This window comes from Marinomonas ostreistagni (assembly GCF_016888445.1).
Taxonomy (GTDB): domain Bacteria; phylum Pseudomonadota; class Gammaproteobacteria; order Pseudomonadales; family Marinomonadaceae; genus Marinomonas; species Marinomonas ostreistagni.
The window spans coordinates 245,765-261,365 of record NZ_JAFEKF010000002.1 but is presented as its reverse complement, the minus strand read 5'-3'; the positions used below and the strand labels follow the sequence as shown (position 1 = coordinate 261,365).

The window sequence follows — 15,601 nt, the reverse complement described above, 5'->3', positions numbered from 1 at the left end:
CGATGCAACGTGGCACTCTTCTATCCTGTTATAAGACCGCTCGGCTAGCCTGCCTCGCTGGTTTGACACTACTTGCGGTCGGCTGTGCCACGCGTGAGCCGGCTTTTTACTGGGGCCATTATGAGGGCTTAGTGTACGACATGTACTTTGAGCCCGGCAGTGCCGACACCACGACGCAAATCCTCACATTGCAGGCGGACGTGGAGAAAAGCCACGCCAAAGGTTTGACCATCGCCCCTGGTGTGCATGCGCATTTAGGCTATCTATACGCCATGCAAGGCAATATGGCGCAAGCCAAGGCAGAACTCGTGATGGAGAAAACCCTATTTCCTGAGGCAACGGTGATGGTCGACGGCATGCTGTCGCGCTTACAAGGTGGTGCACAATGAAATATCTAACCGCTGTGCGGACCTTATTCGGCCTGAGCTTGTGTCTACTGCTCGCGGGCTGTACGACACCGGCACCTTATAATTATGACGCCCTGAAAGCCGCTGAGCCGCGCTCAATTTTGGTGATCCCGCCCAAAAACCAATCGCTCGAAGTACAAGCACCTTATGTGTTTATTTCGACCATTAGTCGGCCCTTAGGCGAAAAAGGCTACTACGTGTTTCCGGTCGCGGTGATTGACCAGTTTATGAAGGACAATGGTTTACCAACGCCCGAAGAAATGAATTTAGTGCCGCTAGATAAGCTCTATGAGCACATCGGCGCCGATGCAGTCCTTTACACTGAGATCCACGATTGGGGGCAGAAATTTAACCTGCTGTCCTCTAGCACCGTAGTCGATGTTTCGATGCGTTTGGTCGATAGCCAAACCGGCGTTACGCTGTGGGACGCCAAAGCCAGTGCTTCGAAAAGCTCTGATTCTAGTAGCAGCCTGACCTCTGCGATTCTTAACGCGGTTGCCACGCAGATCCTTAATTCGGTAAATGATCAAACGCCGCAACTGGCTCGAAGTGCCAATATTATTGCCATTAATGATAGGTACAAGGGCTTACTTGAAGGACCTTACGCGCCGCCCCCCAAACCGTAAAGATACACATAGTAGCTTGGTTTTTTATTGGGTTTTATGTGCTCACTTTTTAAATTCAAACAGTGCTAAGCTAGAGTCAACTTATAGGACAAAAAGGATTGCTCATGTTGATACGTAATTTGACTTTAGTCGCTCTGCCTTTGTTATTGAGCGCATGTAGTGCTGTGTCGAATCCCGAGCCAGTGAGTGAGCCTCAAGGCGAAGTCACCACAGCCAAGCAACACAGCAGCCAAGCTCAAGCCTCGAGCAAAGACGAGACGCCACTGCTTGCTGAAGCAAAGCAAGCACAGCAACAAGCCAAACAGGATAACGCCCAAATGGAGCGTGAAACGCAGTCTCGCGAAGCCCGCTATGAGCACAACCTTAAGCAACCCAAACCCTTAGGTGCGTCGGTCTGCACTTGGCAAAACAGTGTCGGCACGGTGGGCGCAATCGAAGACGATCGCATCAAGATTGATGTGAAAGGCCGCGCGCCCTCTGCTACTCACGGTATTTTCTTTAGCGCACAAAGCCAGCAGCAAGACATCGACCGCCAAGCGGGTAGTGTCTGGACCGACGGCGAAGATTGGGCAGTCTGTGACTACCAGCTTAAGTAACCCCTAACATCTGCTCAGCATGTCGACGCAGTGCCTCGGTTAAATGCGCTAGTGTTTGCGAGCGAACCGAGGCGTGTTGCCAATACAGGGGCACCTCTATTGGTTGCTCTGGTGCCAGCAAGCAGACGCGCTTGTGCGCTAAGGCCTCTGTTATCATGCATTCAGGCACCATACACCAGCCGATACTGAGTGCTGCAGCGTCCACAAATCCTTTTGAAGTTGGCAGATAGTGTGTGGGCGGATGACAGGGTGTTTGCCCCGTGATCTGCGCAATAAAGCGATGCTGAAGCTCGTCTTTGCGGTTGAAAACCAGCATCGGCGCTTGGCGCAAGCTGTCAGCATTCACTCCATTTGCAAAATAACGCTGAGCCAGCTCTGGACTGGCAATGGCTTGGTAACGCATAGTGCCAAGCGGCTTTACTGCACACCCTTGAATCGGGCGATGATCCGCGGTTACCGCGCCCAATACACTTCCTTCACGCAACCGGTGCAACGAATGATCTTGATCGTCGACCATCACATCAAACAAATACCCGAACTGCTGATGAAGCTCGGCCAAAGCGGGCAATAACCAGGTTTCTAAAGAGTCATCGTTGACCGCAATTTTGAGCGGACGCGCTGCCGCATTGGCTGATAGCTCTAACTGAAAGGCTTCTAACGCTTCACTTTCTAATGCAAGCATGGGCCACACTTTACGCAATAAAGACTGGCCCGCTTCGGTCGGCCGACAAGGTAGCTGACGTACGACCAACACTTGCCCCAATCGGTCTTCAAGCGCCTTCACTCGCTGCGAAATAGCCGAAGGCGTGACATGCAAACGCTGCGCAGCGCCTTCAAAACTGGTGGCTTCGATCACTGCCGCAAAAGCCGCTAACTGCGGGTGTACTAAACTCATTTTGCGCTCCAGATTAGTTTTTCTTAACTATATCCAATTTTATTAATTTTACTAACTAGAACTGACCGCCCATCATAGCGCCGTTATTCAACTAATAGGTCTAAAGATGATGTTAACGGCGTTACTGTCGGGGCTGTTTACCGGCGCCGGATTGATTATTGCGATTGGCTCACAAAACGCTTTTGTGTTGCGCCAAGGGCTGTTGCGTCAGCACGTGGGCGTTATCGTGCTGATCACTTCGCTTAGCGATATTCTCCTGATCAGTGCAGGCGTTGCAGGGATTGGAGTATTAACAGAGCGCTGGCCGCTGCTGATCCAATATTTGCGCTGGGGCGGCGCGGTATTTCTAGCCGTATATGGCCTGCAAGCAGCCTACCGTGCATTATCCGGCAACGCCGCTTTACAGGCGGCGCAAGCATCCGCCGGCTCTCTTAAAGCCGCGATCGCAACCTGTTTGGCGTTTACCTTTTTAAACCCTCATGTCTACTTAGACACCATGGTGCTGCTCGGCAGTTTGTCAGCGCAATATACGGGGATCGGCCAAATTTTGTTTGCCCTAGGCGCTTGTATGGCAAGCATTCTATGGTTTTGTGGCTTAGGGTTTGGGGCGCGATTGTTACGGCCAGTGTTTAGTAAGCCAGCAGCATGGCGCTGCTTGGATGCGGGCATTGCAATACTGATGCTGACACTTAGTTACTGGATGGCATTGGCTTAAGGGGTCAGCGCCAGCAGAGACTGTTGCCACGCTTCAAGGCCTGGACTCAACCAATAGCCAACGCCACAAGCCACGACAAAGATCAAAGAAGCCAACGGCTCTTTCCAGTCAGTGAGTTTTAAAGCGGTGCCAAACGAGCGTTTGACGCGCATGCCGCTCAAATCGATGCTGTAGACCTCGTCCAAAATTAGGTGCACCGTGGCACCAAAGAAAATGAAAGCACCAATACCCCATGCGGTTTTGGCGCTTAGGCCCAGCACATGATAAGCGATCGGTACGGCGACGACGGTGAATAATACATTGGCCAACAGGCTGTGCAGCACGCCGCGATGATCTGTCAGACGCTCAAACACCCACTGCACTGGAATACGCACCACAAAATAACTGGCCAGCGCTAAGGCTAAGACATGCCAAATCAAGAGCTCATCAAACCAAAGCCAGCCACACACCGCCGCGGTCAGCGCACCAAACAGCCGAAACACGATGCGTATGGCAATCGACTCATCGGCATCAATATCAGGCAGCATGCCCCCTAACGTACCAGCCAAGGCATATAACAAGGCATCGGTAAGGCTCGCTAAATGGAAAAAGTAGGTGCCCGCAGCCAATGGAATACTTAAGGCGGCGGCCACACTGACGTGAGTTTTAAAATCTGCCATTCGGCATTATCCTTTCACAAAAGTTGCTTATAAAACGCGCTATTTAAAGCGTTAGCGCGTTAGTGTGCGCATACTACAGTAATCTGAGAAAAGAGTCTGTGAAGGAAAAAGTAATGCCGATTGACACGCTCTAGACAAGAGCCTAGCGCGCTTCTCTGTTATCATGATCCGGCCCCAGCAATCATTTGGATTAAGCTGGTTTATTAACTCACTGGATTCTATTTTGACCAACAATGATATTTTGCGTCGCGTACGCTACACCTTCGATTTTAAAGACAGCACCATGGTCGAGATTTTTGCCTTGGCCGACGTGAATACAACAGAAGCGCAGGTTGCGGCTTGGTTAAAAAAAGAAGACATGGAAGGCTTTGAGCCAATGGAAGATGTGCAGTTAGCGTCTTTTCTAAATGGCTTAATTATCCAGCGCCGCGGCGCGCGTGAGGGCGAAAAACCGGTGCCAGAAACGCGTCTGAATAATAATGTGATCTTGCAGAAGCTGCGAATTGCGATGAGTTTTAAAGCCGAAGACATGCTTGAGATGATGCGCTTGGCGGAGTTCAACTTGAGTAAACACGAGCTAAGCGCGTTTTTCCGTAAGCCGGATAATCGCCACTATCGCCCGTGTAAAGATCAGATCTTGCGCTACTTTTTATTGGGTTTGCAGCTACACGTTCGCGCTAAAAACAGCTCGGCGAACGCGCCTAAATAGCGCCATACGGGCTTGCAGCATAGCAAGCCCGTCTCTGCTTAGTGTGCGAGCTTGAGGACGACGACACCTGAGATGATTAACAAGATGCCCATGTAACGCAACAATGAGGTCGCATCGCCAAACATCCACACGCCAACCAAAAATGTGCCAGCGGCGCCGATGCCGGTCCACACCGCATAAGCCGTGCCCATCGGGATTTGCTTTTGCGCCATCCATAGCAAAAAGCCACTGATGATCATAAAACCCACAGCAAACAGCAACCACTGCCACTTGTGCCCTGTGGTTTGTGCCAGCTTCATCCCAAGCGGCCAGCCGATCTCTGTCAGACCCGCCAAAATTAAGTACACCCAACCCATTAAAATTATCCTTTCATACTACGTCATCTGAATTTGACGCCCATGATAACCAGATTTCTAACGGTTTAAAGTTATACATAACATTCTCTTATAGCCCAACCGGCCTGTGCTGACCCACATTCAGCGTTTACTAAAAGGTAAACACCTTCATATGCTCTTTTAGTGTCCCCATGCGATCGCGTAAATGACGCGTAGCGGAGCTTGATTGATCGGCCATGGTCGCCGCCACTTCCCCTTGCGTCGACAGGGCTTGTAAACCTTCGTGCACCTCACTGATGGAGTATTCTTGATCTTGTGTGCTCTGCGCGATTTGCGCATTGCGATCAAAGACCGCCGTCAGCTGATGGCTCATATCGTCGAGTTTGGCATGGGTTTCATGCAAACCAGCTAAGCCTTTCTCAGTGCTTTCGGTACTGTTTTGCATTTGATCTGCCATACGTTGCGTTGCACCACGTAGCGTATCGATCATGCCCTGGATATTGGCCGTAGAGTCGGAGGTACGCTGTGCCAGCTGACGTACTTCGTCGGCAACTACAGCAAAGCCGCGACCATGCTCACCGGCACGCGCCGCTTCGATGGCAGCGTTTAACGCCAGCAGATTGGTTTGCTCAGAAATGCCGCGGATGACGTCTAACACCACAAGGATTTCATCACCATGATGCTGTAACACGCTCATTTCTTCGCGGTTCGCGTTCATCTCGGTTTGCAACTGTTCGATGGCGCTGACACTGATCTGTAAGCGTTGCACCGATTGCGCCAAGATATCACGCCCTTGGCTTGACTGGTCTCCCGCCTCGCGCGCCGAGTGAGCAATGGTCGATACTTGCTCAGCGATGCCTTCCATGGTTGCCGAGATTTGCGCCAAGGCGGCTTGCTGCTCATGAAACGAGCGAGTGGTACTTTGGGCGCCAGATTCCAATTGCTCAGACAGATCTTCCGTCTCGTTTGAAACGACCGCCACTTCTTGCATAGTGCCGCGCAACCGTGCCATCAAATGTGTCATTTGGGCACATAAATCGCCGATCTCCGCTTGGTCACGGGTCTTAAACTGCATCGATAGGTCGAGCGTTTCCGATGCTTGACGAATCTGCTCACGCAAACGCACGACTGGGCGAATCAAGGCGCCTGTGACAGGGTAAAGCACCAGCAGTCCAACCAGCAAAAGCACCAACGATAAGCCTGCGATCAATAATTGGTTGTTGCGAATATCCGCGGTAATCTCACTGGTCGGTACCGTGGCGACCACATAGCGCTGCAACGATGGTAACCAATAAGAAGCAATATAACTGTCGCGCCCAAGCCAATCACCTTTTGCCACCTGTACGCTGGTGCTCGGCTGGCGAATAAGAGGGGCGATCGTGGGATTTTGCGCCAAGGCTAAGTCTTGCGGTAAATCACTTGGGCCGACGTCCACTTGGCCATTCGCCGCGACCATTAACACGGTGCCATTAGCACCAATCTGGTAAGACTGAATCAGCTTTGCCACCGCCGCTAAATCCATCACGCCACCGGCGACTACATAAGGACGGCCTGCAGCGTTTAGCTCGGTGCTGGAAAAGTTGATAAACATGCGCAGATCATTGCCACTGAAATCATTGGAATCTAGATTCAGCTCGTACTCTGGCTGTCGACTGAGGTAATCAAAGTACCAGCTGTCGTCTGGATTTGACTGAGTCAGTGGACGCTCATGCAATTGACCATCTTCGTAATGATAATAGGCCATCCGGTTGCCATCATTGGCCGCTAGAAATACGCCCAGTGCGCCGAGGTTGGATTGCGTTTTGACCATGGTTTGGGAGACCTGCTCAAAGCCACTCTGGGGCATGCCTTGCTGTACCCATTGGGTGATCACGGGATTGTTCGCAAGCGCTTGTGAGCCGGCAATCATGCTGTTTAACTCTGCTTGAATACCGCTACCAATACCTTCTAACGCGAGCGGTAATTCATACTGTTGCAAACGATCTAAGCGATCTTGACTGGTGAGAAGTGCTTGGCTGGTCATCACGATACACAGCTGCACCAGTAGCAGCAAACCAACCACCAAGAAAAAGCGCGTACGCAGAGCTAAGCGATGCCATTTATCCATAAACTATTTTTTCCTTCTTTTTACTACGTGAGGGCGCCTTTAGCAGCGCTTAGCGCTATCTGACACGCCTCACGTAAATCCGAGCATTGTTATTATGTGCTTAAGTCTCGGCATGACAGCGAAGCACGGCTCGCTATCTGTAAAGAATATGTCATTCCATTGACTTAATTATCGCCACGCTATCATGAGTACGGATCAATAACCACAGAAATCATTTATCTTGCACCGCTGTATCCCAGTCATGACAATGGCTGTAGTAGTTTCTATTTTATTCAGGCTACTCATTGGCTCTGAGTAAACTAACGAGTATTTGTGAAAGCTTTATGAACTGCAGCTTTTGCAGGGAAAAAAAACGGAGGTCATACATCTCAGATGTCTCAGCCAAGCCAACATTAACGCTCAGTTTTTTGCATCATTAGGCAATAACTAAAGACAATTCGACTACGTAAATTGCCCCTACTCAGTAACACTTTGGTAAGTGATTTTCATTGATATGGCCTAATCCCCATAAGGAGACCAGAGTATGAGCCAAGATATCCCATCGACAGAAGCATCCCTACAAAGCGCAGAGCGCCGTGATTTACTGAAAATGACTGGTGCAGGTATTGCCGCAGCAAGCGTCGCGGCGATGACATCCGGTCAAGCGTTTGCACACTCAAGCTCTGAACTTGAGATTGGCTCAGAGTGGGACAAAACCTTCCCGAAAAGCGATAAGGTTAACCACCAAAAAGTCACCTTCAAAAACCGTTACGGCATTCCCTTAGTTGGCGACTTATACACCCCTAAAAATGCTAGCGGTAAGCTGCCAGCTTTGGTGTTAAGCGGTCCATTTGGTGCGGTCAAAGAGCAATCTTCTGGCCTATACGCACAAACCATGGCCGAGCGTGGCTTTATCACTTTGGCGTTTGACCCATCGTTTACCGGCGAAAGCGGCGGCGCACCTCGCAATGTTGCGTCACCCGATATCAACGTCGAAGACTTTAGTGCAGGCGTCGATTGCATCGGCCTTCAGTCTAATGTTGACCGTGAGCGTATCGGCGTGATCGGTATTTGTGGTTTTGGTGGCATGGCACTGAGCGCGGTGGCAGTTGATAAACGTGTCAAAGCGGTCGTAGCCAGCACCATGTACGATATGACGCGCGTGATGTCGAAAGGTTACAACGACAGCACCACACCTGAGCAGCGCCAACAAACGCTAGAGCAACTTAGCCAACAGCGCTGGAAAGATGCCGAAAATGGTAAGCCAGCGTACGGCCCAGTGTCACTGGAGCTTGAAGGTGGCGAGCCGCAGTTCGTGGTCGAATACGCCGCTTACTACAAGTCAAAGGAACGTGGCTTCCATCCGCGTGCGATCAACTCGAATGCAGCTTGGTCACTCACCACGCCGCTACCGTTTATGAACCTGCCGATTTTGACTTACATTGATGAAATCTCACCGCGTCCGATTTTATTTGTTCATGGTGAAAACGCACACTCGCGTTACTTCAGCGAAACCGCGTACGAAGCAGCGGCCGAGCCAAAAGAGCTGATGATCATTCCTGGGGCGACTCACACGGATCTATACGATCAAACTGACATCATCCCATTTGATAAGATGACTGAGTTCTTCAACAAGCACCTTGCCTAAGCTATGCCAGCGGCTCACCTTAAGGTGGGCCGCTCTCATTTATAGTCGCTGCTTCACCTTGAAGCTGATCGTAAATTCCACCCCATGACCTTCTTGGCTAGTACAGCGAATCGCACCAGCTAACGGCCCCGTAACAATGTTGTACGTAACATTAAGACCTAAGCCCGTGCCGCCTTGGCCGCGATTGGTGGTAAAGAAGGGATCAAATATCTTCGGCAAATTGGCCGCACTGATGCCTTTGCCATTGTCTTTATAGCTCAACACAAAGGTTTGCTCACTTTGTTCGCGCAGCGCAATACGGATAGTGCCCGTACCTTGATCACCAAAGCCGTGATTCATCGAGTTCACAATCAAGTTAGTCAGCACCTGTGACAACAGCCCAGGGTTGGTGACCACATTTAAATCCGGTGCACAATCGATCTCTACGCTAACGCGGGCTTTGCGAATCACCGATCCAAGGCTAAATACCACCTCTTCACAGTAATCATTTAGGTTGATCTGACGCTCTTCTTCACTGGTTTGATCGACGGCGATTTGTTTAAAGCCTTTGACTAGGTGCGCAGTGCGCTCGAGATTTTTCTTCACCAGTTCAGAGATATCGTTGGCGTTATTTAGAAAGCTTTCAAAGTCCGTTTCGGTCAGCTGGCCGTGGTCATAGCGCTGGCGTAGCTCGTAGCTGTCCTCTAAAAACTGAGTTATGCCCATCAATCCAACGCCAACAGGCGTGTTGATCTCATGGGCCACACCCGCCACCAATGAACCTAAGCTGGCCATCTTTTCTGACTCGACCAATTTGTCTTGGGTTTGTTTAAGGTTGTCGATCGTGTCTTCTAGATCGGCATTGGACTGATTTAGTGCCTCATTGCGCTCGACAATTTCAAGCTCGAGCGCTTTTTTCTCGCTGATATCACGGGTGATCGAGTAGGTCACTTCGCGGCCATTTAATGACAATAACCCTACAATCACTTCGGTCCAGAACGGCGTACCATCGGTTTTTTTGTGCAGCCATTCGAAGCGCGTACTGCCGTGCTCAAACAACTCGGCAGCACGATCATCAAAATGCTCTTCGGAGGTGCGCCCGTCAGCTTGATGAGAGGGCGAAATGGTTAACGGATTGAGTCCAATCACTTCGGATTTGTGCTGGAATCCCATCAACTGCAAGAAGGCTTTGTTGCAGTCTAAATAGCGTTCACCATCAAAGAAAGTCAGGCCATCGACGGATTCATTAAACAAGGTTTCAAAGGTAAGCTTCTGATCCGCAAGCTCAAGCTCTAAGTTTTTCTTTTCCGAGATGTCACGGATCACCGCATAGATCGAATTGACGCCATTGAGCATCACTTTGGTGACAATGACCTCGGTCCAAAACTCGGTGCCATCGACGCGCTTATGCACCCACTCAAAGCGCACGCTGCCCTTTTCCATGGAGTCTTGTACGATCTCTCGTGCAGCGATCTTGGAAGGTCGACCATCGGCCTGAAATTCGGGTGAAATATCCCCAGGGTTAAGCCCGATCGCGTCTTCTTTTTTGGCAAAGCCAAACATCTTTAGAAAGGCTTTGTTGCAGTCCACATATTGCTTGCCATCGTATACACACAGGCCATCCATAGACTCGTTAAATAGGGTTTCAAAGGTTTCTTTTTGTTCGGCAAGATCCAGCTCTAGCTGTTTTTTCTCGGAGATGTCGCGCCAGTTGGTATGGGCAACCACTTCACCGTTGAGCTCCATTTTGGTCAGAATGACTTCACACCAAAAAGGTTCGCCATTGAGCTTCTTATGTATCCACTCAAAACGCACACTGCCTTCAGCGTAGCACTGATTAATGTATGCCATGCCTTTTTCGGCTGAGCTTTGCCCATCAAACTGATATTCCGGCGAGAATTCAAACGGCGTTAACCCTAAAAAGTCTTCTTTTTGGGTACCGCCTACGAGCTCAATCATGGATTGATTGCAATCAACAAAGTAGCCGTCTTTGAAAATGGCAAGGCCGTCTTTAGAGTGTCTAAAAACCGCTTCGAAACCATCATACTGTGGAGTACTGTCGCTCATGTAGAGTGTGCCTATTTACCTAACCTTATTAAGTAAATTAGCAAACCTATCTACAAATACCACTGTGTAACGTAACGGAGTGTTGTACTTTGGCAACGAAGCACAGGCAAGGTTGGTATCTTAAAACTCTTGATTCACCTTGCTCAGCAAAGCGATCAAGGTGTCGCGTTCCGCGTCGCTGAAGTCTTTGGTGAGATCTTCGGTTAAGGCGATGTGTAAGGCATTGTGATGCTCATGGATGGCTTGGCCAGCATCGGTCAGCGCCACCGTGATGGAGCGGCGATCGTCCTCACTGTATTGGCGCTGCACCAAGCCTTGTTTGACCAGCTTTTCCACCTGCACCGTCAAGGTGCCGGTGGTGATGCCTAAGCGATGAGCCAGAGTTTTCATATTGGTCGCGCCATAATTACCCAACACCTCTAAGGTGTGGATCTGGGCCAACGAGTATTCTGACTCACGTACCACGCAGGCTTCCCACGAGGCCATCTTGTCGTAGTATTCCGTCAGTACTTTGTTTAAGGTCGCGATGCTAGACATGTAAGCTTCCTAGGCTGGGTTCACTTCAATCACTATGTGGTCAATCTTATCAAACTCTCGCAGTAGTTGCTTAAAGAAAGCAGGCGAACGCTGCTCACTGTCCTTAAGCGTTAGCGTGGCACAAAAATGATCGGCACTGACCTTCCAGATATGCATATCCTGTAAGCGTGCGCCGCTTTGCTCAACCGTCTCAACCAACTGATGTTTGTAGTCTTCATCGATCGCTTTATCGAGCAAGATCGGCGACGTTTGCTGCATTAGCCCCCAGGCCCACTTAGCTATGATGATACTGCCCACTACGCCCATAATGGGGTCCAGCCAAGTCCAGCCGACATACTTACCGACCAACAACGCAGCAATCGCCAATACCGAGGTCAAAGCATCGGTCAGCACGTGAATGTACGCGGCGCGTAGATTGTGATCATCATGGTGACTATGTGAGTGGTCATGAGCATGATCGTGCCCGTGATGATGATCATGTGAATGTCCGCCGTGACCATGGTCGTGGCCGTGATCATGGCCAAGTAAGAACATACTGGCGATGTTGACCACTAGACCGATCACCGCGACACCAATCGCGGCGTTAAACTCAATCGCCACTGGCTCCACCAAGCGATGCAGCGACTCAAACAACATGCCAAATGCCACCAGTCCCAACAACACAGCACTGGTGTATCCGCCTAATACACCGACCTTACCAGTGCCATAAGAGAACTTACCGCTGTCTTTGTGCTTGCGCGCGTAGCGATACACAAACAAAGTTATGCAAAACGCCGCCGCGTGCGTGCCCATGTGCCAGCCATCTGCCAACAGCGCCATGGAGCCAAAAATCGTACCCGCGCCAATCTCCAACACCATGGTGACAAATGTCAGCGCCAAGACATAACGCGTACGCTTTTCATTCTGCGCGTCAAAATACGAGAACTGTTCGGTTTTATTGCAATTCGGTATGGTCATAACAACTACTTTGATTATCAAATATAAATAAAGCGTAGATTATTTGATTATCAAAGTAAAATACTGAAGACATCATGTGCTCTGAGTGTTAGGAGCTAAATTGGAAAAAATCAGACCATAAGCACGATCTTCTGAAAAATTGCTATGATCTACTAGCATTGGTTATTAACTTTTTACCTTTAGGGTTATTCATGGCAAAACGACGCTATCCGATCTTTCGTTGGCTCTGGTCTGTATTCTGGAAGCTGGCACTCTTGCTCGTGCTACTGTTGATACTGTTTCGCTTTGTGCCGCCCCCGACGACTGCGTTTATGCTGCAAAGCGATGCACCAGTGACGCAGTCTTGGGTGGATTTAGATGAATTACCCGATTATGTGCCATTGGCATTTGTGGCCTCTGAGGATCAGCGCTTTCCGCTGCATTACGGCGTCGACTTCACCGCGATCAGCAATGCGTTACACGATTACGGCGACGGCGAACAGCTGCGTGGCGCCAGTACCATCACTCAGCAAACCGCTAAAAACTTATTCTTATGGCCTGGTCGCAGCTTGATCCGCAAAGGACTGGAAGCCAGCTTAGCCATGAGCCTAGAGTTACTCTGGGGCAAACACCGCATTTTAGAAATCTACTTAAACGTCGCCGAGTTTGGGCCTGGTATTTATGGTGTCGAAGCTGCCAGCCAGCATTACTTCAATCGCTCTGCCCGCGCCCTAACACCTCGCCAAGCGGCACAACTAGCAGTCTTACTGCCCAATCCACGCCAGCGCAATCCGAATCGTTTAAGCTACCAGCTGAGCCAACGAGTGAGCTGGATCGAGCGTCAAATGCGCCAACTAGGGCCGCAACATTTAGCGGCGATTTTAGAGTGAAATAAGCGTTGCTCTAAACCCATTTACTTCTATAATGCGGCTGTTTTCTGATCAGAAAACGCCGTTTATGGCGCGCCCCTTTTTACCTACTCAGGACGCCCACACACGGCTTGATTGCGTCGGTCGTGAAATGAGGTGTGTATGAGTGATTTGTTTGGCATTGGCTTATTAATCGGGGTCAGTGCGTTGTTTGCCATGTCAGAAATCGGCATGGCCGCGGCCCGCAAGATCAAACTGCGCATGCTGGTCGAAGACGGCCACCCTAACGCCAGTGCTGTGCTCGCCTTACAGCAGAATCCAGGGACGTTTTTCGCCATGATTCAGATTGCGCTCAATGCGATCGCCATCATGGGCGGTATCATTGGTGAGCAAGCCCTGACGCCGTATTTTAAAGAATGGGTTGCGATGGTGTACCAAGGGCCACTGCTGGATCAGATAAGCTTTTGGCTCTCGTTTATCACGCTTACCTCACTGTTCATTTTGTTTGCCGACCTACTGCCTAAGCGCTTGGCGATCATCATGCCCGAAGCCATTGCCATGCGCGTAATCACACCAATGCGCTGGATGACATTTGTGCTGATGCCGCTAGTATTTTTCTTCAACGGACTCACCAACATGATCCTCAGGTTGCTGAAATTACCGACTCAGCAAGAGGAACTAGTGACTACCGAAGACATCGTCGCCATGATGGAAGCGGGCGCCGAAGATGGCAGTTTGCAAAAGCAGGAATATCAACTGATTGGCAACGTATTTGAGCTGGACAGTGTCACCATTGGCAGCGCCATGACACCGCGCGACCAAATTGTGTATTTTGATGCTCAAGAAGACAGCGAGGCGATCACGCAAAAATTTATCGAGCATCCACACAATGACTTTTTAGTCTGTGCGGGTGGTTTGGATACGATTTTAGGCATCATCGAATCCAAAGAAATCTTGCGCCAAGTGCTCAAAGGGGAACAAGCCAACATCCCACTGGCGCAGCTTGATAAGGATATTTTTTACCTACCAGAGACGTTGACCCTGTCGGAGGCTCTCAACGCATTTAAGGTCGCGCCCCAAGCGTTTGCGGTGGTGGTCAATGAATACGGCACCGTGGTCGGACTGGTCACGGTAAAAGATTTGCTAAATAGCTTTATGGGCGATTTGATTACTTCACACGATGCCGAGCACATTGTGAAACGGGATGACAGCTCTTGGCTGATCGACGGCTTAACGCCCATCAACGATGTCATGCGCCACTTAGACATCGAGGACTTCCCTGATCGCAACCAATACGAAACCATCGCAGGCTTTGTCATCTATCAACTTAAACGCTTACCCAAGCGCACCGACTCACTGCTACACGCGGGTTATAAGTTTGAAGTGCTCGATCTAGAAGGGGTCCGCGTGGAGCAGCTTTTGGTCACGCGCGTGCCTAGTGAGCCACGCTAATCTAGCACCTCAGGTGGTAGGAGACGGCGCTCAATCAGCGCCGTCAGTAGTGCTCGTGTGCGCTCGCGCAAGCGATCCCGTAATAAATGAATCACCGGCGTGGTGATATTTTTGCTCGGATAAATTAGCCACAATTCCCCCATTTCTATTTGATAATCAGACATCAGCGGAACCAAGCGCCCAGCTAATAAATCGCCGCTGATGTCTAAGCTCGATTTAACCGCAATACCTTTGCCCGCCACACACCAGCGCCGCACCAACTCGCCATCGTTGGCACAGCGATTGGACCGCGGCTTCACCTTATAGACTTGGCCTGTGCCATCATAAAACTGCCAAGCATCGTTTAAGATGTTGCGTAATTGATAAAACAAGCCGTTGTGCCCTTGCTTGAGATCGTCTGGTACTCGCGGCGTACCGTACGCCGTTAAGTAAGCTGGGCTCGCACACAGCAGTCGTGGCACGTTACAGATTTTAAAGCCGTACAAGCTGGAGTCCGGCGGCGCACCATAGCGCAGCGCGAGGTCGATGTTGTCGCGGTAAAAATCCACATTGGTGTCGCTTAAATGCGCGCGAATCGATAACTCAGGGTGCTCATCAAACCACTCATCCAGCCACGGCATTACGAGGTTACGGCCCAAATCAGAGGACACCGACAAACGCACTTCGCCGCGCATGGTGCCTTGCTCTTGCTGCACCGCCTGCTTGGCTTGCGCCAGCGTCTGCAGTGCTTGCTGGCACTGAGGTAGATAACTTGCTCCGATGGCCGACAGCCGTAAGCGACGCGTAGTACGGATAAACAAGGGCGCGCCCAAGTACGCCTCGACGCGCTTTACCGCCGCACTCGCGGTCGCCGTCTGCATATCCAGCTGAGTGGCGGCCGCGGTGATACTGCCCAGCTCCGCCACGGTCAACACCACATTAAGATCTTCGATTTGCACGACTCAGGACCTTCATTAGAAATGTATTATCAAAATATATTTGATAATAATTCAATTTAACACCTATTCCGATTGTCATTTAACTTCACTAGCATGGCCACATAAATGCCGCATGCTCAGCATGCCCTAATGATTAAGAGAGAAGAT

16 protein-coding genes are annotated in these 15,601 nt (G+C 50.3%); 8 read left to right on the top strand and 8 right to left on the bottom strand.

The window, feature by feature from the left end; all coding sequences use genetic code 11:
- Window positions 1-2: 2 nt before the first annotated feature.
- The 3 genes from JQX58_RS15440 to JQX58_RS06660 all read left to right on the top strand — a co-directional run bounded on the left by JQX58_RS15440 (window position 3) and on the right by JQX58_RS06660 (window position 1,629).
- Window positions 3-389: a DUF4810 domain-containing protein gene (locus JQX58_RS15440; protein ID WP_204146056.1), complete on the top strand. Its 387-nt coding sequence runs from the start codon at window positions 3-5 to the stop codon at window positions 387-389.
- Window positions 386-1,033 (top strand): DUF799 domain-containing protein, encoded by a 648-nt coding sequence (locus JQX58_RS06665; RefSeq protein ID WP_204146055.1) that lies wholly within the window; start codon window positions 386-388, stop codon window positions 1,031-1,033. The genes JQX58_RS15440 and JQX58_RS06665 overlap by 4 nt, the downstream gene beginning before the upstream one ends.
- 104 nt (window positions 1,034-1,137) lie before the next feature.
- Window positions 1,138-1,629: a hypothetical protein gene (locus tag JQX58_RS06660; protein WP_204146054.1), complete on the top strand. Its 492-nt coding sequence runs from the start codon at window positions 1,138-1,140 to the stop codon at window positions 1,627-1,629.
- Here the strand turns inward: JQX58_RS06660 and JQX58_RS06655 are convergent.
- Window positions 1,622-2,524: a LysR family transcriptional regulator ArgP gene (locus JQX58_RS06655; protein ID WP_204146053.1), complete on the bottom strand. Its 903-nt coding sequence runs from the start codon at window positions 2,522-2,524 to the stop codon at window positions 1,622-1,624. The two genes, JQX58_RS06660 and JQX58_RS06655, sit on opposite strands and share 8 nt — an antisense overlap.
- 106 nt (window positions 2,525-2,630) lie before the next feature.
- Between JQX58_RS06655 and JQX58_RS06650 the strand changes: the two genes are divergently transcribed.
- A complete protein-coding gene (locus JQX58_RS06650) occupies window positions 2,631-3,239 on the top strand; it encodes a LysE/ArgO family amino acid transporter (protein ID WP_239090205.1) in 609 nt (202 codons plus the stop codon).
- Here the strand turns inward: JQX58_RS06650 and JQX58_RS06645 are convergent.
- Window positions 3,236-3,898 (bottom strand): metal-dependent hydrolase, encoded by a 663-nt coding sequence (locus tag JQX58_RS06645; RefSeq protein ID WP_204146052.1) that lies wholly within the window; start codon window positions 3,896-3,898, stop codon window positions 3,236-3,238. The two genes, JQX58_RS06650 and JQX58_RS06645, sit on opposite strands and share 4 nt — an antisense overlap.
- Window positions 3,899-4,121: 223 nt before the next feature.
- Here JQX58_RS06645 and JQX58_RS06640 point away from each other — a divergent pair, with 223 nt between their 5' ends.
- Window positions 4,122-4,607, top strand: a complete 486-nt coding sequence (locus JQX58_RS06640; RefSeq protein ID WP_204146051.1) for a YehS family protein — start codon at window positions 4,122-4,124, stop codon at window positions 4,605-4,607.
- Between the two features lie 38 nt (window positions 4,608-4,645).
- On the opposite strand, the gene JQX58_RS06635 is transcribed toward JQX58_RS06640, so the two are convergent.
- Together JQX58_RS06635 and JQX58_RS06630 are read right to left on the bottom strand one after the other, a co-directional pair.
- A complete protein-coding gene (locus tag JQX58_RS06635) occupies window positions 4,646-4,963 on the bottom strand; it encodes a DMT family transporter (protein ID WP_204146050.1) in 318 nt (105 codons plus the stop codon).
- A gap of 130 nt (window positions 4,964-5,093) precedes the next feature.
- Window positions 5,094-7,049: a methyl-accepting chemotaxis protein gene (locus JQX58_RS06630; RefSeq protein WP_204146049.1), complete on the bottom strand. Its 1,956-nt coding sequence runs from the start codon at window positions 7,047-7,049 to the stop codon at window positions 5,094-5,096.
- Window positions 7,050-7,572: 523 nt separating this feature from the next.
- Between JQX58_RS06630 and JQX58_RS06625 the strand changes: the two genes are divergently transcribed.
- Window positions 7,573-8,676, top strand: a complete 1,104-nt coding sequence (locus tag JQX58_RS06625) for an alpha/beta hydrolase (protein WP_204146048.1) — start codon at window positions 7,573-7,575, stop codon at window positions 8,674-8,676.
- 39 nt (window positions 8,677-8,715) lie between these two features.
- Here the strand turns inward: JQX58_RS06625 and JQX58_RS06620 are convergent, their stop codons facing one another.
- The 3 genes from JQX58_RS06620 to dmeF all read right to left on the bottom strand — a co-directional run bounded on the left by JQX58_RS06620 (window position 8,716) and on the right by dmeF (window position 12,216).
- Window positions 8,716-10,722, bottom strand: coding sequence for a PAS domain-containing protein (locus JQX58_RS06620; RefSeq protein ID WP_204146047.1), 2,007 nt, complete (start codon window positions 10,720-10,722; stop codon window positions 8,716-8,718).
- A gap of 120 nt (window positions 10,723-10,842) precedes the next feature.
- Window positions 10,843-11,259: a MarR family winged helix-turn-helix transcriptional regulator gene (locus JQX58_RS06615; protein ID WP_204146046.1), complete on the bottom strand. Its 417-nt coding sequence runs from the start codon at window positions 11,257-11,259 to the stop codon at window positions 10,843-10,845.
- A gap of 9 nt (window positions 11,260-11,268) precedes the next feature.
- On the bottom strand, window positions 11,269-12,216 hold the full coding sequence (gene dmeF, locus JQX58_RS06610) for a CDF family Co(II)/Ni(II) efflux transporter DmeF (RefSeq protein ID WP_204146045.1): 948 nt from the start codon (window positions 12,214-12,216) through the stop codon (window positions 11,269-11,271).
- Window positions 12,217-12,407: 191 nt separating this feature from the next.
- Here dmeF and mtgA point away from each other — a divergent pair, with 191 nt between their 5' ends.
- Complete coding sequence (gene mtgA, locus JQX58_RS06605; RefSeq protein ID WP_204146044.1) at window positions 12,408-13,085, top strand: monofunctional biosynthetic peptidoglycan transglycosylase; 678 nt, start codon at window positions 12,408-12,410, stop codon at window positions 13,083-13,085.
- Between the two features lie 141 nt (window positions 13,086-13,226).
- Complete coding sequence (gene paeA, locus JQX58_RS06600; protein WP_204146043.1) at window positions 13,227-14,516, top strand: polyamine export protein PaeA; 1,290 nt, start codon at window positions 13,227-13,229, stop codon at window positions 14,514-14,516.
- Here paeA and JQX58_RS06595 read toward each other — a convergent pair.
- Window positions 14,513-15,454, bottom strand: coding sequence for a LysR substrate-binding domain-containing protein (locus JQX58_RS06595; RefSeq protein ID WP_204146042.1), 942 nt, complete (start codon window positions 15,452-15,454; stop codon window positions 14,513-14,515). The two genes, paeA and JQX58_RS06595, sit on opposite strands and share 4 nt — an antisense overlap.
- Between the last annotated feature and the right edge of the window lie 147 nt (window positions 15,455-15,601).

Coding starts and splice junctions, on each gene's coding strand:
- JQX58_RS06665 (WP_204146055.1), top strand. CDS start 386: ATGAAATATCTAACCGCTGTGCGGACCTTATTCGGCCTGAGCTTGTGT.
- JQX58_RS06655 (WP_204146053.1), bottom strand. CDS start 2,524: ATGAGTTTAGTACACCCGCAGTTAGCGGCTTTTGCGGCAGTGATCGAA.
- paeA (WP_204146043.1), top strand. CDS start 13,227: ATGAGTGATTTGTTTGGCATTGGCTTATTAATCGGGGTCAGTGCGTTG.
- JQX58_RS06620 (WP_204146047.1), bottom strand. CDS start 10,722: ATGAGCGACAGTACTCCACAGTATGATGGTTTCGAAGCGGTTTTTAGA.
- JQX58_RS15440 (WP_204146056.1), top strand. CDS start 3: ATGCAACGTGGCACTCTTCTATCCTGTTATAAGACCGCTCGGCTAGCC.
- dmeF (WP_204146045.1), bottom strand. CDS start 12,216: ATGACCATACCGAATTGCAATAAAACCGAACAGTTCTCGTATTTTGAC.
- JQX58_RS06660 (WP_204146054.1), top strand. CDS start 1,138: ATGTTGATACGTAATTTGACTTTAGTCGCTCTGCCTTTGTTATTGAGC.
- JQX58_RS06625 (WP_204146048.1), top strand. CDS start 7,573: ATGAGCCAAGATATCCCATCGACAGAAGCATCCCTACAAAGCGCAGAG.
- JQX58_RS06635 (WP_204146050.1), bottom strand. CDS start 4,963: ATGGGTTGGGTGTACTTAATTTTGGCGGGTCTGACAGAGATCGGCTGG.
- JQX58_RS06650 (WP_239090205.1), top strand. CDS start 2,631: ATGATGTTAACGGCGTTACTGTCGGGGCTGTTTACCGGCGCCGGATTG.
- JQX58_RS06615 (WP_204146046.1), bottom strand. CDS start 11,259: ATGTCTAGCATCGCGACCTTAAACAAAGTACTGACGGAATACTACGAC.
- JQX58_RS06630 (WP_204146049.1), bottom strand. CDS start 7,049: ATGGATAAATGGCATCGCTTAGCTCTGCGTACGCGCTTTTTCTTGGTG.
- JQX58_RS06645 (WP_204146052.1), bottom strand. CDS start 3,898: ATGGCAGATTTTAAAACTCACGTCAGTGTGGCCGCCGCCTTAAGTATT.
- mtgA (WP_204146044.1), top strand. CDS start 12,408: ATGGCAAAACGACGCTATCCGATCTTTCGTTGGCTCTGGTCTGTATTC.